Raw genomic sequence first — 22,320 nt, 5'->3', positions numbered from 1 at the left:
CAGTAGTAGATCAAAAATAAAGTTTAAAAAATTCAACCGTCCATCTTGAAAGTACTTTAGAGATGTGTTAGGATAAAGTCGATTTTTAGTAAAATTATTAACTAAAAAGGTGTGAGCTCTTTTGGCAACTATTAAAGACATCGCCCGCGAAGCGGGTGTGTCTGCCGCAACCGTTTCAAGGGTTTTAAATAACGATCTGTCACTGTCCGTAAGCTCAGACACCAAAAACAGAATTTTTGGGGTTGCCGAGCAACTCGGGTATAAGCCTAGCCGGCTGAGGCAATTAAAGCAGAATACGGAACGGGCCGGGAAAACGGTCTCCCTCCTGCTATGGTGTTCTATTGAGGAGGAAAGAGACGATCCGTATTACGCTTCGATCCGCCGTGGAATCGAACTGCGCTGTGAAGAGCTTGGCCTGACGTTGGGCCAGACCTTGCGAGGCCGCTCATCCATCGGCACCCTGCAGAAGGCGGACGGTCTGATTGTTGTGGGCGGCGTTGATCCTGAAGAGGTATTCAAGCTTCATCCTGACAAGAACACCATTGTCCTTGTCGACCAGTACCATGAACAGCTAGAGTATGATTCTGTACGACTTCATTTCAGGCAAGCTGTTGATCAGGCACTCGGACATCTACTTGAGCTTGGCCACCGACAAATCGGATTTATCGGCGGTAAGAGCGACGGTGAGCGAAGGACGCATTATTTTGAACGATTCATGCGGGAACAAGGGTTGTACAATCCTCAATTCGTCCGTATAGGTTCCTGGAGTACCGCGGATGGTTATCTCATGATGAACGAACTCCTAGCCCAACAGGAACGACCGACAGCCTGCTTCGTCGCAAGCGATCCGCTCGCTATTGGTGCCCTCCGCGCCCTTCATGGACTTGGAGTCAAAGTACCAGAGGATATGGCTGTTGTTGGCTTCGACGACATTGAGATGGCAGCCTTCGTGCAGCCTCCGCTAACCACTATCCGTGCATATCCCGAACAGATGGGAAAGGCTGCCGTGCAACTGCTCTCTGAACGGTTTGAGGGGCGTGAACCGCCTGCGTATAGCGTGATCGGGACTAAGCTTGTCATTCGGGAAAGCTCATGCAAAAAAGGCTAACATTAGTACTTGAGAGTCTTATTGTCATTGATTAATATCCTTTCGTAAAACAATCAATATGATAACCCCTGAGGAGTGAATATCATGAACATTCATGTTAACGAAGCACTTGGTTTGTTTCATTTGCAGTCCAAGGATTGCAGCTATATTATCCAGCTTGTAGAAGGATATCCCGCACATGTCTATTGGGGAGCCCAACTTCATCATGACCAAAGTCTCGCAAGTATATTGGAACTTAGGGAGCGTTGCTCCTTCTCTCCCACTCCCGTTTCTTCCAGTCGTATAATTTCTTTGGACACGCTTCCTCAGGAATACCCCCAGTATGGAACAAGCGACTTTCGTCAACCGGCTTACCAGGTTGCACTTGCGGACGGTACTCGAACTACTGAGCTAAAATATAGTGGTTACCGTATTGAACCAGGTAAACCCAAGCTCGAGGGACTTCCTTCCGTCTATGCCGAATCGGATGATGAAGCCACAACCCTCTATCTGATCCTTGAGGATCAATACTCGGGGCTTAAGACTACACTGCTCTATACTGTATTTGCGGACCACAGTGCCATTGCTAGATCTACTCTTTTTGAACAAAAGGGAAGCGCTACCATGAATATTGAACACGCCATGAGCGCCTCTGTCGACTTCGCCGATTCCAACTACCAAGCCCTCTACTTACCTGGAGCCTGGGTTCGGGAAAGACATATCCAACGCCGCGACCTCGGACCTGGCTCCATTCGGCTCGAGAGTAGACGGGGCTCCAGCAGTCACCAAATGAATCCCTTTCTGGCACTGCTTCGGCCTGATGTGACTGAAGATCGTGGGGATGTGTACGGTTTCAGTCTAATCTACAGCAGCAACTTCGTCGCACAGGCAGAAGTAGAGCAGTTCAATCAGACTCGTGTAAGTATCGGAATCAATCCCTTTGACTTCTCCTGGCGGCTTGAGCCGGGTCAGTCATTCCAGACTCCTGAAGCCGTATTGGTCTTTTCCGAAGAAGGTCTTGGGGGCATGTCGCGCACCTATCACCGACTCTATCGCACACGTCTGTGCCGAGGGGCTTACCGTGACAAAGAACGTCCGATTCTCGTGAACAATTGGGAAGCCACATATTTCGACTTCGACGCCGATAAAATCGAGGCGATTGCCAAAGAAGCGGGGCCTCTTGGAATTGAGCTGTTTGTTCTTGATGACGGTTGGTTTGGTAAGCGAGACAACGACAACAGTTCGCTTGGGGACTGGTTCGAAGACCGCCACAAGTTGCCCGGCGGTCTTACTGACCTGGCCAAACGGGTTAATGAACAAGGATTACAGTTTGGTTTGTGGGTTGAGCCGGAAATGGTATCACCTGATAGTGAACTGTACCGCAACCATCCCGACTGGTGCCTGCATGCGGAAGGTCGGCGGCGGACGGAAGGCCGATCCCAACTGGTGCTCGATCTCTCCCGCAAGGAAGTATGCGACTACTTGTACGAGACGCTTAGCTCCGTATTTTCGATCGCTCCAATCACTTATGTCAAGTGGGACATGAACCGTAACATGACGGAGATTGCTTCGGCTACAGCCCCTAGCGAACGACAAAAGGAAACTGCGCACCGTTATATGCTCGGACTTTACGATCTGTTGGAACGTCTGACCTCCCAGTTCCCGGACATCTTGTTCGAAAGCTGTTCTGGAGGCGGTGGGCGATTTGATCCCGGAATGCTCTACTATATGCCGCAGACATGGACCAGTGATGATACCGATGCCATTGAAAGATTGGCTATCCAGTATGGAACAAGCATCGTGTACCCGGCCAGTACCATGGGCGCACATGTATCGAACGTGCCGAACCACCAGGTGGGACGAAACACCTCCCTCGCCATACGCGGCGACGTGGCAATGAGCGGGAATTTTGGCTACGAACTCGACCTTACTGCATTTACGAATGAAGAAAAAGAACTCGCTGCCAAACAAATTGCCCAGTATAAAGAAATCCGTTCCCTTGTACAGCAGGGAGATATGTATCGACTGCTTAGTCCGTTTGAAGGCCGAGGCGACACGGCCTGGATGTTTGTTAGCGAGGACCAATCCGAAGCGTTTGTCGCTTACTTCCGCGTACTTGCTGAACCAAATGGGCCCATCCGGCGACTAACTCTAAAAGGACTTGACCCAGATAAAAAGTATATAATCGAACACGGGGCGACAGGCAGCACTGCAGTCCATACGGGTAATACCTTAGTGGAAGATGGCGGTTCCCCCTTCCGCGTAGCATTTGATGGCGAAATTTTTGGAGGCGACCGCCTAATGAAAATTGGGCTTGTTGTCTCGGATCTCTCTGGAGACTTCACCAGCTCTACTTTCCGCCTTAAAGCTATTTCCTGCTAATTGTGAATCTGGCCAGTGACGATAAAAAAATCAAAACAAGGCAGACCGATTTTCCGGCCTGCCTTGTTTAATCACTTTGGTGCCCGTGTTGCTAACCGTGACTCTCCATGTCACTTACCAAATACGCTCGCTTAGTCTCAATTTCGTCCTCTATATCTTCCAGCATATGACCAATGCCTTCTTAAGTGAACGTGTCTGTAATCACAACTCTAAACAATTCATTCAACTTTTCGGTGTCTTTAACTTCCGTCTTCTGATTTCGACATTATTCATCCTGATTTCCAATTTCTCATTCATCTAGATTTCCGCCGATGTACGATTCAGGATGGGACGCTTTGAAAGCACACGATTCGATAACTCCATCAGGCTTTTTATTTCATAAGTAGGTTGAATGCCAGACGCGTTTGTTTTCCCAGCAGGGTTGAACCAACAGGTATCCATTCCGTATTTGTTGCCTCCTTGAATATCGGAGGTCAAAGAATCACCAACCATGAGAACCTTACTCTTATCTGAAATGTCTAGCTTAGTAAATGCGTAATCGAAAATACCAGCTTGTGGCTTTTGGCAACCCACTTCCTCTGAAATAATTATCTGTTCAAATACATCACGCAGCGGTGAAAGCTGAATTCTGGAGGTTTGCACCTCTTTGATTCCATTCGTAATGATCGCCAAGCGACAATCAGACAGCATATCACATAATTCAACCGCTCCGTCCATTAAAAAAGCACCTTCACCCAAATAACGTAAATATGCAGCACTAAAAGCATCTGGATTAAAATCTAGATCATGAAAAGTAAATAATCGCTTAAACCGCTCCACACGCAGTTGCGCTGAGGTAATAAGTCCTTCCTCTGCCTCTCGCCACAATACGCTGTTGATTTCATCATAACTAGCTTTATACTCCGTGGCCCCTTGTGGCAAGCCAAATTGGGTAAACGTATTATGTAGCGCATAACTCTCTGCCTTTTTAAAATCAAACAGCGTGTCATCGACATCAAATATAATAATTTCGTATTTCATAACGACCTCCATATCATTGCTTTACGACTATTGTTCAGTTCCATGAGTCTTAGATTGTTTCTGATAGTAGCACAACGAAAAACTAACAATACATTATTACCTTTCGGTTATTATACAGAACCTAGTTAAACCGTCAAGTCACTAATAACAAAGTCATAGTATTTTGTCACCGGTGCAAAAGGTAAATAACGCTCAATAAGAATGCCCGTAAAATGAAGGTGATTCTCATTTTACGGGCTTCTGAGCATCTAAGAGATGATTTAGCAAAAATCCTAGTGATCTTCATTAATCCATTTAGCTAATGTTTGATCAAAACAATGAGGTTCTTCAAACATTGGGTTATGCCCACTATATTCAAAAATCACTTTTTTCACGTTCTCGTAGGTGTCATCGACCCTATCCCATAAAGAAACTGGCGCAACCAAAAAATCATACCTTCCCAAACCAATATATACAGGTTTGTGGATATCCGCCAAGGATTGTATTAAATTCATGTTACCGAAAGCTTCTCCCCATAAATAATCAATGATAGGCATATTCGTATATACATCCTTCCACATATAAGCCGCATCGTAAGCATAATCATAAAAGGTTTGGGCTCCCATTCGTATACACATGTGAACAAATCTTCTATCTGGGTCTCTTTTGATATCTTCCTCTAATAAAACAATGTCCTTTTCAAAACGTTCCTTTCTTTCTGGGCTGGCCGTTTCATAAAAGAATGAAGAGCTTTGCCGCTGTCTTTCTTGGCTGTTCGTAGGTGCTGAATTTAATAGCACCACTTTTTGAACATAATCCGGGTATTGTTTAGCATATTCCAAAGCCATAAAGGCATGCCCGGAATGTCCTAATATGATAAATTCATTTAGATGAAGGCATTGTCTTGCTGTTTCTATATCATTAATAACTTTATCCAAAGTATAGTCTTCTGGTTTTAAAGCTCGAGTCGGTTTTGCAAACCCTCGATGATCCAGAAAAATAAACTGAAACTTTTTATATAAATGGTCTGAAAATAAACGAGGATAATATACACTACTGCCGATCACCAATATCGGCCTTCCGTTACCTCTTATAGCATATTTCAGCTCAAATCCATCACTAAAAACTGTTTGATAAGTGCTCATTTATAATCACCTTCTCTTTTTCAAATCACTCCCTTTCCTTTGTGTAATTCCCTTGTATTCTCCATAGAACGTTCCAACACTTCAACTCACCTCAGAAAGTACATTTATTTTTATGAGAAAAGTTTAACATGTTTTTTTCAAAAACAAAACGGGTTTACTTTTGTCTTACTTGTCTTGACTTATGGCATTCATACAGGATTTTTGACAAACACATCTTTTTGGAAACAAAAAAACCGCGATTATCGCGGTTTTTTATATAGAGGTCATACTTTTATCGTGCTTGGCGACGTCCTACTCTCCCAGGACCCTGCGGTCCAAGTACCATCGGCGCTGGAGGGCTTAACGGTCGTGTTCGGGATGGGTACGTGTGGAACCCCTCCGCTATCGCCACCAAACATGAATTTGCTGTGCAAATTCTATCGTACGGCTATTCGCTTCATCACTTATCGTGTGAATGAATAGCCATGCGCTTGTCGTATGTCTCTTGTACATACGTTCAAGGTTACACCCTGAAAACTGGATCCGAAACTCATTGCGCTTTATCTTTAGGATAAGCCCTCGACCGATTAGTATTGGTCAGCTCCATGCATTACTGCACTTCCACCCCCAACCTATCTACCTCGTCGTCTTCAAGGGGTCTTACATACTGGGAAATCTCATCTTGAGGGGGGCTTCACGCTTAGATGCTTTCAGCGCTTATCCCTTCCGTACATAGCTACCCAGCGGTGCTCCTGGCGGAACAACTGGTACACCAGCGGTACGTCCATCCCGGTCCTCTCGTACTAAGGACAGCTCCTCTCAAATTTCCTACGCCCACGACAGATAGGGACCGAACTGTCTCACGACGTTCTGAACCCAGCTCGCGTACCGCTTTAATGGGCGAACAGCCCAACCCTTGGGACCTACTTCAGCCCCAGGATGCGATGAGCCGACATCGAGGTGCCAAACCTCCCCGTCGATGTGGACTCTTGGGGGAGATAAGCCTGTTATCCCCAGGGTAGCTTTTATCCGTTGAGCGATGGCCCTTCCATGCGGTACCACCGGATCACTAAGCCCGACTTTCGTCCCTGCTCGACTTGTAGGTCTCGCAGTCAAGCTCCCTTCTGCCTTTGCACTCTTCGAATGATTTCCAACCATTCTGAGGGAACCTTGGGGCGCCTCCGTTACTCTTTAGGAGGCGACCGCCCCAGTCAAACTGCCCACCTGACACTGTCCTCGCACCGGATTACGGTACCAAGTTAGAACCTAGATACGATCAGGGTGGTATCCCAAGGATGCCTCCCTTCAAGCTGGCGCTCAAAGTTCGACGGCTCCCACCTATCCTGTACAGATCGTACCCAAATTCAATATCAAGCTGCAGTAAAGCTCCATGGGGTCTTTCCGTCTTGTCGCGGGTAACCTGCATCTTCACAGGTATTAAAATTTCACCGGATCTCTCGTTGAGACAGCGCCCAAGTCGTTACGCCATTCGTGCGGGTCAGAATTTACCTGACAAGGAATTTCGCTACCTTAGGACCGTTATAGTTACGGCCGCCGTTTACTGGGGCTTCGGTTCATAGCTTCGCTCTTGCGAGCTTACCACTCCCCTTAACCTTCCAGCACCGGGCAGGCGTCAGCCCGTATACTTCGCCTTGCGGCTTCGCACAGACCTGTGTTTTTGCTAAACAGTCGCTTGGGCCTTTTCACTGCGGCCCCCTCGGGCTATTCACCCTACCGAGGCACCCCTTCTCCCGAAGTTACGGGGTCATTTTGCCGAGTTCCTTAACGAGAGTTCTTCCGCGCGCCTTAGAATTCTCTTCTCGCCTACCTGTGTCGGTTTGCGGTACGGGCACCTTCTCCTGGCTAGAGGCTTTTCTTGGCAGTCTGAGATCATGACCTTCGCTACTATAATTTTCGCTCCCCATCACAGCCCAGCCTTACGATGTGCGGATTTGCCTACACACCAGCCTCACTGCTTAGACGGACATCCATCCGTCCGCGTCACTACCCTACTGCGTCACCCCATCGCTCATAACGGATTACGGTGGTACAGGAATTTCGACCTGTTGTCCTTCGACTACGCCTATCGGCCTCGCCTTAGGTCCCGACTTACCCTGAGCGGACGAACCTTCCTCAGGAACCCTTAGGCTTTCGGCGGATCTGATTCTCACAGATCTTTTCGTTACTCATACCGGCATTCTCACTTGAATGCAGTCCAGCGCTCCTTACGGTACACCTTCAACCCGCATTCAACGCTCCCCTACCCCTGATGCAAGCATCAAGCCATAGCTTCGGTGGTGTGTTTAGCCCCGTTACATTTTCGGCGCAGAGTCACTCGACCAGTGAGCTATTACGCACTCTTTCAATGGTGGCTGCTTCTAAGCCAACATCCTGGTTGTCTGTGCAACTCCACATCCTTTCCCACTTAACACACACTTGGGGACCTTAGCTGATGGTCTGGGCTGTTTCCCTTTCGACAATGGATCTTAGCACTCACTGTCTGACTCCCGGAACTAAATCTATGGCATTCGGAGTTTGACTGAGCTTGGTAACCCTTGCGGGCCCCGCACCCAATCAGTGCTCTACCTCCACGATTCTTCTTTCCGAGGCTAGCCCTAAAGCTATTTCGGGGAGAACCAGCTATCTCCGGGTTCGATTGGAATTTCTCCGCTACCCCCACCTCATCCCCGCATTTTTCAACATGCGTGGGTTCGGGCCTCCAGTGCGTGTTACCGCACCTTCACCCTGGACAGGGGTAGATCACCCGGTTTCGGGTCTACGTCCACGTACTCATTCGCCCTATTCAGACTCGCTTTCGCTGCGGCTTCAGCTCTTCACCTTAACCTTGCACGGGAACGTAACTCGCCGGTTCATTCTACAAAAGGCACGCCATCACCCATAGATCGGGCTCTGACTTCTTGTAAGCACACGGTTTCAGGATCTATTTCACTCCCCTTCCGGGGTGCTTTTCACCTTTCCCTCACGGTACTGCTTCACTATCGGTCGCCAGGGAGTATTTAGCCTTGGCAGATGGTCCTGCCGGATTCATACGGGGTTTCACGTGCCCCGCACTACTCGGGATCCGTCTCGGAGAGAACAAGTTTTGAACTACAGGGCTTTTACCTTCTCTGGCGGGCCTTTCCAGACCTCTTCATCTAACCGGTTCCTTTGTAACTCCATGTGAGACGTCCCACAACCCCAAGGAGCAAGCTCCTTGGTTTGGGCTAATCCGCGTTCGCTCGCCGCTACTGACGGAATCACTATTGTTTTCTCTTCCTCAGGGTACTTAGATGTTTCAGTTCCCCTGGTCTGCCTCTATTCTGCCTATGTATTCAGCAGAAAGTGACTGTCGATGAAGACAGCCGGGTTTCCCCATTCGGACATCCCCGGATCAAAGCTTGCTTACAGCTCCCCGAGGCCTTATCGTTGTTCGCCACGTCCTTCGTCGGCTCCTGGCGCCTAGGCATCCTCCGTGTGCTCTTTGTAGCTTAACCTAGTATTTACATCGTAAATACGATTTGCTTTGAATTTCGGTTCAACACTTACGTGTGAATGAAATTCAAGGCAGCTACCTTTATTTCACTTGTTTACACAAGATCAGCTTAAAGGAATATTCTAAAACGCAATTTCGTTTCGGTATCCAGTTTTCAAGGTGCAATTCGCTTCATCGAAGCGAAACCCGATGAATATTTCGGTTCCACACGGATGTGTGAATGAAGTATTCGTCGAAGCTTGAGAGTTTGAACTCTCAAAACTGAGCAACGAGTGAGTAAGTTCAGGATATTCATTTCATTCACACGAATGTGATGAACCGAATTGAATATCCGGTCGCAGGTACATGTACCTGCTAATTTGAATGTTTCCATCGCAGGAAACGATTCTCCATAGAAAGGAGGTGATCCAGCCGCACCTTCCGATACGGCTACCTTGTTACGACTTCACCCCAATCATCTACCCCACCTTCGGCGGCTGGCTCCCTTGCGGGTTACCCCACCGACTTCGGGTGTTGTAAACTCTCGTGGTGTGACGGGCGGTGTGTACAAGACCCGGGAACGTATTCACCGCGGCATGCTGATCCGCGATTACTAGCAATTCCGACTTCATGTAGGCGAGTTGCAGCCTACAATCCGAACTGAGACCGGCTTTTCTAGGATTGGCTCCACCTCGCGATTTCGCTTCCCGTTGTACCGGCCATTGTAGTACGTGTGTAGCCCAGGTCATAAGGGGCATGATGATTTGACGTCATCCCCACCTTCCTCCGGTTTGTCACCGGCAGTCTGCTTAGAGTGCCCAGCTTGACCTGCTGGCAACTAAGCATAAGGGTTGCGCTCGTTGCGGGACTTAACCCAACATCTCACGACACGAGCTGACGACAACCATGCACCACCTGTCTCCTCTGTCCCGAAGGAAAGGTCTATCTCTAGACCGGTCAGAGGGATGTCAAGACCTGGTAAGGTTCTTCGCGTTGCTTCGAATTAAACCACATACTCCACTGCTTGTGCGGGTCCCCGTCAATTCCTTTGAGTTTCAGTCTTGCGACCGTACTCCCCAGGCGGAATGCTTAATGTGTTAACTTCGGCACCAAGGGTATCGAAACCCCTAACACCTAGCATTCATCGTTTACGGCGTGGACTACCAGGGTATCTAATCCTGTTTGCTCCCCACGCTTTCGCGCCTCAGCGTCAGTTACAGCCCAGAGAGTCGCCTTCGCCACTGGTGTTCCTCCACATCTCTACGCATTTCACCGCTACACGTGGAATTCCACTCTCCTCTTCTGCACTCAAGCTCCCCAGTTTCCAGTGCGACCCGAAGTTGAGCCTCGGGATTAAACACCAGACTTAAAGAGCCGCCTGCGCGCGCTTTACGCCCAATAATTCCGGACAACGCTTGCCCCCTACGTATTACCGCGGCTGCTGGCACGTAGTTAGCCGGGGCTTTCTTCTCAGGTACCGTCACTCTTGTAGCAGTTACTCTACAAGACGTTCTTCCCTGGCAACAGAGCTTTACGATCCGAAAACCTTCATCACTCACGCGGCGTTGCTCCGTCAGGCTTTCGCCCATTGCGGAAGATTCCCTACTGCTGCCTCCCGTAGGAGTCTGGGCCGTGTCTCAGTCCCAGTGTGGCCGATCACCCTCTCAGGTCGGCTACGCATCGTCGCCTTGGTAGGCCTTTACCCCACCAACTAGCTAATGCGCCGCAGGCCCATCCACAAGTGACAGATTGCTCCGTCTTTCCTCCCTCTCCCATGCAGGAAAAGGATGTATCGGGTATTAGCTACCGTTTCCGGTAGTTATCCCTGTCTTGTGGGCAGGTTGCCTACGTGTTACTCACCCGTCCGCCGCTAGGTTGTGTAGAAGCAAGCTTCTACACAACCCCGCTCGACTTGCATGTATTAGGCACGCCGCCAGCGTTCGTCCTGAGCCAGGATCAAACTCTCCATTAAAGACCAACCGAAGCTGGTTTATAGAAAGAGCGATAAGCTCATTTTGAAACTGACGAGATAAAAATATCTCTTGTTTGCTTCCATTTTATACAGCCTGATGGCATGTACCAAAATTTCAGCGTTGGATTTTGTGAACAAAATCCGTACTCACTCGTTGTTCAGTTTTCAAAGATCATTTTTCTCATTCGGCTTTTCTTGGGCCGGACTAATAATATATCATACTTTGGTGATTCATACTACTGGTAAATAATAACTCATAGACGATCTTTTGAATTTTTGAACCATTACATCACAGCCTATCTTACGGCCGGATGAATAATATATCATTTAGGTTTGCTGAATACTACATGTAAATTATACCGATTTATTCGTTCTTTTAGCTCCAGCCCATCCCACGTCTCGTTCATGATTTGAAGAATAAATCCCTGGGTATCAAACGAGCTATAAGCTATTTATACTTCTTTCACCGAAAGAGCGAAGAAAATTCGCTGTGTACATATTTTTTCAAAGGCTGAGCCATCTTGTATCTCCTTTGGAGTCCAAAAGTAACGATAGTTTTACCTTTGTCTATGATAAAGCCTTATCATGGCGAGGCCAGACATACTAAAAATGCCAGGTTCTATGATGAGAACCTGGCATTGGCATGGATGGCTTAGGAATTGTGGGAAGGGGCAACTCCTCCAATCTCTCCAGAAGGAATCTGATACTGGCGAATATCCTTAACCAGAAACATAATCAATCCGCATAGTACAGTAATCAGTCCACTGAAAAAAAGAACCTCACTCAGAGAAAACCGTAAAGCTAGCGCCCCTCCAATCACGGCCCCTAATGGCAGAGCCGCATTCGACAAGGTGTTTAAAAAGGCTGTAACACGTCCCAGTAACGGCAGCGGTGTAATAATTTGAATCAAAGACGTTTGCAGCACATTGATGATGCCAGTAAAAATGCCTAATAACAGAGCTGCCAGCAGCTTCATCCACATCTCGGGTACAAGGGAAAAAACATAGATTGCCAGTCCCATGGCTACCCAGGAAACCGCGATGGTAATGCCGTTCTTTTTCAATACACTGACCAGAAAGGAACCGATGAAAATACCGATAAAGTAGGCTACATACAGCAAGCTGTAATAGATTGGCGAGCCATAGGATACTGCGATAGAAGGCATGGCAATGACCAAGATCGCCATCGAAAAGTTTGTCAGCGCAAAGAACGGAAGCATAATTCTCAGGAAGGTGTGCCGTTTTACAAAAAGATACCCTTCTTTCAATTCGTTCAAATAGTACACGAGCTTTAGCGAACTCCTTCCGTTCGTGTCTTCCACCGGAGGAGCATCAATTTGCTTGTTGAGCCTGACATATACAAAGCCTGCCAGAAACAGCATCGCGCCGGCTAGAAAAAACGTGTTTTTCATCCCCATTGCGATGATGAGCGAGGCTCCAGCCAGATATCCGACAATATTAATAACCTGATCCGTCGACAAAATCATGGAATTCGCCCGGACAATCAAATCCGGCGAGCCTATCAATTGCGGCAGCATTTTACTATTGGCCGGATAAAACAGTGTGGAGAAGCAGGATGCAATGAAGACAATAACAAGGATAGCGACCAGATTGACCATCCCGTCCTGAATGAGAAATGGGACGACCAAAATTAGCACAGCCTGCGTAAACAAGGCGATACTGGCTAACAAAGGCGGTGAATAACGGTCCACCACAGGACCCACGAGAAAGCTGAAAATCGACGCCGCAGATACGGCCGTATACGTGAAGCTGGTCATCGCCACCGACTGTGTCGATTGCTGAACAAAATACAGCAGGACGATAGAATAAATGCTGTCTGCGATATTGGCAGAAGTACGAGATGCAAAAAATCGGATAAAACGGCTATCCTTAAACAATGGATTCACATCTTCATCTCCTTACTGCAAAATGGTCAAAGCATTCAAGAGCCTGTCACTAGCAGTCTGGAAGATTTGATGGATATACTGGTCGTTCTCATGATATGGAATGGTAAGTGAGATTTTCAGAATATCCCCCACATGCTCTGACTCAAAGAAAATAACCTTGTTGACATTGGCCTGTGTGCCTTCGGTATGCAGATTGTCGAGCAATTCTGCATCCTCTCGTCCCTCACCCAAATAGTTGAATACGATAGGCAGCTGTTCAAGTCCTTTTATCAAAATGCTGCTAGATATCGGGTAAGCTTTCTCCATTTCAGCATTGAAGATCAGATTGAAAAAGTTCAAATGATAGCGTGAAGCAAAGTCCAGGTGGGTATGGATACTCTTTTCATAGGATTCAGAGTCATCTTCCTGCAGCACAACGGGTATATGATCAATACACTCGCCTACGGTTCCAAAATAGTTTCGGTCGCCATATTGTCTTCCATAATTAGTAATCCAAAGCGGAACATCAGAGAGTTGGAAATAGCTGCTGAAAAAACTTACAGCCATTTGAAGCGAAATATCCCACATATTCGCAGCGCCGTGCTGCTCTGAAATGTCGCTTAAATTCAGCTCCCAACGATATCTGGTAGTGTCCGCATAGTTGCGTTCTTCGGTCAGCACATGGATACGATCATTATTCTCACCAAACGTTTGGAGTTTGAATTGCTCGCTGATTTCCTGATCCCCGATTCCTTGAGGGCCTTGGCGGATATGGTTTACATATTCCCGGTATTGCACCTCTTCTGTCGCATGTGCCGTCTGCTGCGGACGATGATATTCATCAAGGAGTTGTCTGCGCAGGATGTCGCTGCTCGTAGCATCAAAAATGATGTGCGAGCAAGGGAGCAATAGCAGATGTTCCCGCAAATTTAAGCGAATCAGGACGATCCGGTACTGCAGCGACTGTGTAAGTTTATAAGGTTCTAAAAATAACTTAGAAGCAATGGAAGAAAGAAGCCTGCGTTGTGCTTGTACCGGCTGACCGGAGAGATCAACAGTCGGTAAAGAAAAATGCTCTGGAACTGGACGCAACTCCCATTCCCATGCTCCGGATGATTGAACAAGTACGCTTCTTAGCAATTCATGGCGTTCAATAAGCCGCTGAATCGTTACGGTCAAACGCTCGGTGTTCAAGTAGCTATCTAACTGCACAGCCATACCCGAGCCTGTAAAATGTTGCAAATGGTAATGCTGAGCTGGTGCAAGCGGATAGCGCCCAATAGCATTCAGACTTAGTATATTGGTATTCCACTCAGTATTTAACTCAGCAATGCTGGCAAGCCATACATCGGCCTGTTGTTTAAGTAAGGTTTCTTGTTCTTCGTTTGTCGGTATAGCTCCGAGAATTCTATCTGGTTCGTCGGTTCCCCAGCGGACGATATAATGCGGGTGCAGGTCTGGATGGATATGAGATTGGATAAATTCTGAGATTGCCTGAACTTGTTCTACGTGAAAAGGCTCCACTTGCAGGAACAAATAGTTTTGATTATCGGTGGAAACAGTCTGAAGAAAGACCTGTACACCAAACGCTTCTGTAATAGCCCGCTCAACCTCCTGAGCTTTCGCAATGAGCGTATCCGCGTTCACTCCGCCCTCTTCAACACGTTGTAAAAGATCAGACAAACTTCTTATTGTCTGATATTGAAGCAATTGATGTATATCCAGCGGAATGTTCGATTCATGTACTTTCGATACCAGTTGAATGGCCTTCAATGAATGACCTCCAAGCTCGAAAAAGCCGTCGTCAATGCCGACCTTTTCAACGCCAAGCACCGCTTGCCACAGGTTCGCCAACTGTTGTTCCACTTCATTTCTTGGAGCAACGTATTCCATATCGGAACCGCTGGTCATTTCTGGCTCAGGCAATGCTTGGCGGTCGATTTTACCGTTCGTTGTCAGGGGAAACGCCGGCAGGAACACATACTGGGCAGGAATCATATAATCCGGCAACTGGCCAATCAAATGGGTCTTCATATCACTCTTGGATAGCGGTACGTCGGTTGAGATATAAGCACAGAGCGTTTTTTGACCATCCTTCGTGCTTTTTACCGCTACGTGCGCCTCCCGAACTGCATCATGTTTCATGAGCTGGGTTTCAATTTCGCCGGGTTCAATACGATATCCGCGGATTTTAACCTGCTGGTCTATCCGTCCGAGATACTCCAGATTGCCGTCCGGTAGCCATCTGCCCAAATCACCTGTCCGATATATTTTTTCGCCCAGAATGAATGGATTAGGGACAAAATTTAGCTGGGTCAGATCATCCCTGTTTAGATAGCCGCGCGCCAGACCATCCCCACCAACACAAATTTCCCCTTGAGCACCAATAGGCAGCAGCCTGCTTGAAGAGTCCAAAATATAAACAGTTGAATTGCCAATTGGGCGACCAATAGGAATGCGGTTATATTCCTTATCAATCGGGAAATAAGTAGAGAATGTTGTGTTTTCTGTGGGGCCATAGACGTTGATAACGTTCAGTCCCGGAGAATGTGCTCTAACCGTATTAATGATCCCAGGTAAAAGCACATCCCCGCCCACCAGCAAGTGCTTTAGAGAAGCAAAGAGATCTGGTTTATGCTGTGTGAGTTGGTTAAACAAGGGCGATGTCAGCCACATCGTTGTAATATGATATCGATCCAGCGCTTCACCAAGCTGAACAGCATCCAAGATTATGGATTCCGGTACAATGTACAAACGCAATCCGTTCAGCAATGCTCCCCAAATTTCAAAGGTACAGGCATCGAACACGAGCGCCCCGGTCAGCAAAATGCGTTCGTTCTCGGCAAATGGTACGTAATTGGTGTTCTTCACCAGCCGTATGACATTCCGATGTTCAATCATGACACCTTTGGGACGTCCAGTTGAGCCAGATGTATACATGACATAGGCCAGATCGTCTGCCGTTGTCGATTCGGAAAAAATGAAGTCGTCGGAGTCGTCGGAGCTGATGTCGGCCAGATCCAGAACTGTACCGGAAAAATCGAAAGTGTGCATCTGTTTTCCCTTGTCGGATAGGGTTAGCAGAATTTCGCTACCGCTATCCTGAAGCATAAACATAATCCGTTCCTGCGGATAAGAAGGCTCCAATGGCAAGTAGGCTCCACCCGCCTTCAAAATACCAAGAATACCGATAATCATTTCTGGTGAACGTTTAGTCAAAATGCCTACGATGGTATCCGGCGCAACACCCAGTTTCTGCAGCTTCGAGGCCAGCTGATTAGCTTTTTTATTTAATTCGCGGTAGGTTAGCTCACGATTTTCAAATACAATAGCTACTGCATCCGGTGTTTTCTCAGCCTGTTCTTCAAATACGTGATGTATGGTGTGGTCCGATGGATACGGTCTCCGTGTATCGTTAAAATCAAATAAGAGCTGCTGTTTTTCCTCCGCTGTCAATAGATCAATCTCCGAAACCCGGATATTTGGGTTTTGAATAACTTGCTCCATCATTTGGATGAGGTGAGCAGCCAATTGTTTGATCGCATTTTTGTTATACGTCAGCGCGTTATAGCTAAATTTGATTTCCAGCTCGCGCCCAGGCATGACGATTACATTCAAATCATAATTCGTCTGTTCAATATCCTCTACTTCACCAACACGGAGTGCTTTGGTTTTTTTTTCTAATCCAGTAAGTTCTTCCGAAACGGGAAAGTTTTCAAAGGCGACAATATGCTGGATCAGGTTTTGTTTTAGTACACTATGGGCTTGAATATCAGCCAAGGAAAAATAGGAATACCGATTGGACTCCATTAAGGAATCCTGTATAGACGTAAGCAAGTCGGAAAACCGCAGTTCAGCGGAGCTTTTAATACGTACGGGTATGGTATTAATGAATAATCCGACCATATTTTCAATACCGGGGATTTCATCAGGTCTGCCCGACACAACAGACCCGAAAATGACGTCCTTACTGTTGTTGTACGTTTGTAGTAATAAGCCCCAAACTGTTTGAAATAAGGTGCTGACGGTGACACGGTTTTGCTTGGCGATTTGTTCCATGCCTTGGGTCAGCTGCTCTCCCCATGTGCATATGAGTTGCTCTACCTGAAATGAAGGATCGACGGATTGAGTATAGCCGGGCACGACAGTTTCATTTTCAAAATCAGCCACATATTGTTTCCAGTATGCTGCTGCTTCCTCTTTATTTTGTCTTTCCAACCACTGAATAAAGCTGCTAAATGGCTGGACAGGCTCTAATTTTAAAGGAGTATCGTCCCGAAGCGATGTGTAAATATCAAAAAAATCTTTGGCTACCACCCTCAGACACCAGCCGTCCATAATAATATGATGAGAGATCCAGATGAGCTTTGAGGTGTCCTCATCCCACTGTACAAGCGCTAACCGGATGAGAACCTCCTTTTCCAGATCAAAACCTCTCTGCCGCTCTTCCTGTAAAATGGCTTGAAGTCGTCTGTGCTTTTCCGCATCCGGTAAACTACGCACATCTTGGGTATGGACAGGAGCAGCTAATCGTTCCCCCAGTACAACCTGAAGCGGACGATCCGCCTCCTTATACATGAATACCGTACGGAAAATATCATATCGGTCAATCAGCTTTTGTAAGCTTCGGCTGATTAGGTTGGTATCCATAGCTTCATGAATGGTAATGATCGTTTGTTCGAAATAAGCCTCTGACTCTTCATCAAGTATGGAATGAAATAGCATTCCCTCCTGCATCGGGGATAGCGGATAGAGATCTTTAATTTTCACTTGGTGGTTTAACAGCTTATTTGACAAGCGATTTGCAATATTTTCAAACTGGTCCAGAGACAATTGCCCATATGTAAAATCCGTCGGGCTTTGTTCTGCTGTATCCTTGGCACAGCAATGGCGAATAAGTTCGATCAGATGATTCTTAAAGCTGGCTGTAAGTCGCTCCACCGTCGATGCTTCATATTCACGTGCGTTGTATTCGAATACAATGCGGAGTCTTTCGTCAGCCACCGCACCATGAATATCAAAGCTGGGCGCTTTTTTAGTCAGAGGGTTGATTTCAGTACCGGCAAACGTGGATAGTGGCGAGGTACGCCATGTCGTACCTTCTCTGGCTTCTCCGTCAAAGCTAAAGCTGATCTCAGGTGGCTTGGCAGAAAAAAAGGTTACCCTATTCTGCTGCTCCCTGTCGGTCAAGTAGCGTAAAATGCCATAGCCGAAACCCTTGTTGGGTACGCGTCGCAAATTGTCCTTAACCAGCTTGATTTGATGGGCCAAATCTTCGGGTTTGCTCACATTTACCACCAACGGATACACGGACGTAAACCTGCCAACTGTACGTGATACGTCAATGTCTTTAATCAATTCCGTCCTGCTATGACTTTCCACCTGGACTGCAATTTCAGCATGTCCGCTCCATTCCCGGTAAGCCAGTCCTAGCGCCGTCAGTAAAATATCATTTGTTTCTGTATTGTAAGCATGGTGCGCATGTTTTAGCAGGTTTTCGCTTTCTTCCCGGCTGAGTGTCACTTCGGATTTGCGCACGTCACGGATCAAGCTATCTGGAACCTCATGATCTTTTGGCAGCGGAAGTATTTCACGAGCTTCTACCGTATTCCAATAGCTGATTTCCTGACGCGCCAGCTCGCTTTGTGCATACTTGGACAAACGTGCTGCCCATTCTTTGTAGGAATCGGTCTTGGCGGGTAACTGTAGCTTTTCACCGTTAGCTAACTGTTGGTAGGTTGTTTCCAAGTCTTCCAGCAGGATTCTCCACGACACACTGTCTACGACAAGATGATGAATGACGATTAACAAATGATCGGATTCCTGCAGCCGAATTAAAGCCAAACGTACAAGCGGGCCGTTACGCAAATTAAAACTGCTTTGTAACGCGTCAGTGAGCTGCGCGATTTCTTCCTCAGGCTGGTCAGCATGTGAAAAATCGTAGCTTTCCAATGTAAAGTGTTCACCTTCGGCTGTGCCTCTGTTATAGGCGACAGGTTCTTTTTCACGTTCATCAAAGGTAATGCGCAAGGCATCATGGTGCATGGTCAGCTTGTCCACGGCGCTTCGCAGCCAGGTTTCGTTCCATCTTTCGGGGTTCTGGAGCATGACAGCCTGACTGTAATGATGACGTTCTATACGATGATGCTCAAAAAATTCCCATTGGATCGGTGTCAACTCCACTGTACCTTGTACCGCCCCCTGCGGGATGGTCCGAATTACTTTTTTTATATAAGGAGCAATCAAATCAATCTGCGGATGGCGGAACAAATCCTTCATGTCCATTTTGAGGCCCTTCGCGTTTAATCGGGCTGCGATTTGCAACGCTTTGATCGAATCGCCACCAAGCTCGAAAAAGTTGTTGCGCAGACCAATCGGCTTAACGCCAATGACTTCCTCCCAGATGGAAGCGAGTGTTTGCTCCAGTTCGCTCTGCGGCGCTTCATACTCGACGTCGGTCAACACAAAATCTTCGGGTTCTGGAAGCGCACGTCGATCAATTTTACCGTTATGGGTCAAAGGTAATTGATCCAGCACGATAATATGTGCGGGCACCATATAGCTTGGCAACTGCTTGGCAAGCTCTGTCCGCAGAAGGGATTTGTCGGTTGTACCTGCTACGTAGGCGCACAAATACTTTTGTCCGGTTTTATCCGTTCTATCCGTGACCACCGCTTGGCGTACCTCATCCAATTGGAGTAAGGCCGACTCAATTTCACCAGGTTCGATCCGGTAGCCACGAATTTTCACCTGAAAGTCAATCCGACCGATGAAATCAATGTTGCCATCCGGCAGCCAGCGTGCCAGATCCCCGGTGCGGTACAGACGCTCTCCCTTTACAAAAGGATTCGGTACAAATTTCTCCGCCGTCAGGTCAGGACGGTTCAAATAACCGCGGGCCACAGAAGCGCCGCCCAAACACAACTCCCCGGCTACGCCGACAGGGAGCGGACGAAAAGCCTCATCCACGATATATACTTTATGATTCGGCAGTGCCTTTCCAATCGGGACGATACCTGATGGAGGCAAACGTTCAGCTGTTTCTTCATAAAAGCTGGAATCAATAGCCGCTTCGGTTACACCGTAGGTATTCATGATGCGCATCGTATCGCCGAAGCGATTCAAAAGCGTCCGATAGTTTTCAACGCCAAAGCTGTCCGCGCCTGTAGTAAGCAGCTTCATGGCGCTGACATCTGTACCGTGTTCATATACGTAGTCCATAAGCAGCGTCAACAAGGCTGGTGGAACTTCAAACGTCGTAATTTCGTGCTGTTCGAGAACCTGGGCCAAAGCTGGAGGATCGTTGCGCACATCCTGTGGGCAAATGACCATGGTGCCTCCGTTCACGAATGTCTTGGCCAGATCACCGGCAAAGACATCGAACGACATACTGGCAATCTGAAGGAGCTTGACGGGAAACTCTTTTAACTGGTGAGCTTCTCTATAGCCCCACGCCGTATTTACGTAATGGCGATGCTCGATCATCACGCCTTTGGCGTTGCCCGTCGTTCCCGATGTGTAAATGACGTAGGCCAAAGCCTCGGGATCATGAATAGGTGCGTAGATAGGCGCTTGTTGATGGGAATGCTCCGCTTGTGAAGCCTGTTGAAGTAACGCTGGCAAGTCCAGCACTTCCCCCGCAAAATCCACATCGGCTAATAGTTCAGTCAAGGAAGACTGCGTGAGCATAATCGTAGCTCCGCTGTCCTGAAGCATGTAAGCAATTCTTTCTTTCGGGTAGGTCGGATCGACAGGTACGTAGGCAGCTCCCGCCTTCATAATCCCTAACACAGCGATAATCATGTCTGCTGAACGCTCAAGCATCACGGCGACGAGATGCTCACGCTTGCCCCCACGGTTTTGCAGTGCTTGAGCAAGCAGATTAGCCTTCTCATTCAGCTCATGATAGGTAAGTGCGGTGTCTTCGTAGATGACGGCGGTCTGTTCCGGGATACGTTCTGCCTGCGCCTCAAATATTCCATGAAACGTTCCAGCAGGATAGTCGGTAATCGGCCCGCTCCATACATTGGTGAGTTCCATCTCTTCTGTAGCGGTCAGCAGACGAATGTTCCCCAGCAGGAGTTCTGGTGTACGTGCAATTTGGAGGAGAACATGCTCCAAATGCCCAGCTAACCGTGTCATCGCTTCATCGCTGTAAACATAGTTGTTGTAGGACAGCATAAAGCTCAGCGCTTTTCCGTCCTCCACTTCGATGTTGAAGTGGTAAGGTGTTTCTTCGGACAGCTGAGCGTCCTCCACGACGAATCCAAGTCGTTCCTTCAGATCAGGCCGGCCAACCATATCCTGCAGCGGGTAGTTTTCAAATACAACAAAATGGTCCATGAGTTGCTGCTTGAGTGCTGACTGGGACTGTATTTCAGCGAGTGAGAAATAGTCATATGCCCGTGATTGAATCGCGCTGCGCTGCACTTCGCGAAGCAGATCTGAGAATGGCAGATCTGCATCCAATTTGATTCGTACCGGTATGGTGTTAATGAAAAGTCCCAACATCTGTTCAACACCTTCAAGCTCCGGCGGTCGACCGGAAACAACGGTGCCGAAGACGACGTCTTCACTTTGGTTGTATCCTCCAAGCACCACTCCCCATGCAGCCAGAAACAGACTGCTAAGGGTTGTTCCGTTGCGTTCAGCCACCGTCCGTAATTGACGGGTTGTTTCATCCGTGAGTGTTATTTTATGCTCATGCAGCAAGTACCCGGTATCTGGCTGGAGCGGATGGGCTACAGGTAGGGTAGGCAGCACAGCTGGCTGATCATAGTCGTTCAGGATGGACCGCCAGTATTCCTTCGCCGCCTCCTTATCCTGCTTATCCAGCCAGCGGGCATAGCCAGTATAGGGCTGCGGGTTCGGCAGTTGTACGGGCTTCCCTGCTTTCAGTGCTTCATAAGCCGCGAACAGCTCGTCCATAACGATGCCGAGGCACCAGCCGTCCATAATAATATGATGAAAGCTTAAAAGCAGCGTATATGCGTTCGTTTGGGTTTGAAGCACAGCCAGACGAATGAGCAAATCCTTGCTCAGATCGTAACGATGGTTTCGGTCTGCGTCTGCGTAGCTGCGAATGGCCTCTGCTTGCTCTGCCTCGGGAATATTCGTCAGATTCTCATAACGAAGCGTTGGATTTCGTTCCTTAAACACGATGAGCCGCGAACGGGAAGCACTTTTATGATAAATATTCGAACGAAGCGTTTCGTGACGCTGCACCAGAGTCTCGAAGCTCTTTTGCAGAGCCTCCAGGTTCAGTTCACCCCGGATGATCATTCGTACTTGCTCATAGTACGCCTGTGATTCCGGCTCCATCACTGTATGAAAGAGCATCCCCTCCTGCAAAGGCGTTAAATTGGCCACTTTTTCGATTTCAAGCCTTTTACTCATCGG

The 22,320-nt window shown here is 47.7% G+C and carries 6 protein-coding genes and 3 rRNA genes; 2 read left to right on the top strand and 7 right to left on the bottom strand.

The features are described from left to right. Positions 1-121: 121 nt before the first annotated feature. Together MKY98_RS12390 and MKY98_RS12385 are read left to right on the top strand one after the other, a co-directional pair. Entirely contained in the window at positions 122-1,108 is a 987-nt protein-coding gene (locus MKY98_RS12390; protein ID WP_069011307.1) for a LacI family DNA-binding transcriptional regulator, read from the top strand. Between the two features lie 84 nt (positions 1,109-1,192). Further along, the gene (locus MKY98_RS12385; protein ID WP_069011305.1) at positions 1,193-3,469 is read left to right on the top strand and encodes an alpha-galactosidase; all 2,277 of its coding nucleotides are present in this window, start codon (positions 1,193-1,195) and stop codon (positions 3,467-3,469) included. A gap of 297 nt (positions 3,470-3,766) precedes the next feature. On the opposite strand, the gene MKY98_RS12380 is transcribed toward MKY98_RS12385, so the two are convergent. The 7 genes from MKY98_RS12380 to MKY98_RS12350 all read right to left on the bottom strand — a co-directional run bounded on the left by MKY98_RS12380 (position 3,767) and on the right by MKY98_RS12350 (position 22,317). Continuing rightward, positions 3,767-4,489: a YjjG family noncanonical pyrimidine nucleotidase gene (locus MKY98_RS12380; RefSeq protein WP_069011304.1), complete on the bottom strand. Its 723-nt coding sequence runs from the start codon at positions 4,487-4,489 to the stop codon at positions 3,767-3,769. Positions 4,490-4,761: 272 nt separating this feature from the next. Next, complete coding sequence (locus MKY98_RS12375; RefSeq protein ID WP_069011302.1) at positions 4,762-5,613, bottom strand: alpha/beta fold hydrolase; 852 nt, start codon at positions 5,611-5,613, stop codon at positions 4,762-4,764. Between the two features lie 278 nt (positions 5,614-5,891). Continuing rightward, positions 5,892-6,008, bottom strand: a 5S ribosomal RNA gene (gene rrf / locus MKY98_RS12370). A gap of 151 nt (positions 6,009-6,159) precedes the next feature. Next, positions 6,160-9,086, bottom strand: a 23S ribosomal RNA gene (locus tag MKY98_RS12365). 394 nt (positions 9,087-9,480) lie between these two features. After that, positions 9,481-11,036, bottom strand: a 16S ribosomal RNA gene (locus MKY98_RS12360). The 16S, 23S and 5S rRNA genes sit together here, the layout of an rRNA operon. A gap of 652 nt (positions 11,037-11,688) precedes the next feature. Further along, complete coding sequence (locus MKY98_RS12355; protein ID WP_069012381.1) at positions 11,689-12,942, bottom strand: MFS transporter; 1,254 nt, start codon at positions 12,940-12,942, stop codon at positions 11,689-11,691. A gap of 12 nt (positions 12,943-12,954) precedes the next feature. Continuing rightward, positions 12,955-22,317, bottom strand: a complete 9,363-nt coding sequence (locus MKY98_RS12350) for a non-ribosomal peptide synthetase (protein ID WP_069012382.1) — start codon at positions 22,315-22,317, stop codon at positions 12,955-12,957. Positions 22,318-22,320: the final 3 nt, after the last annotated feature.

It is taken from the genome of Paenibacillus sp. FSL M8-0228, assembly GCF_038007385.1.
Classification (GTDB): Bacteria; Bacillota; Bacilli; order Paenibacillales; family Paenibacillaceae; genus Paenibacillus; species Paenibacillus polymyxa_D.
This window is presented reverse-complemented; position numbering and strand designations above follow the sequence as displayed.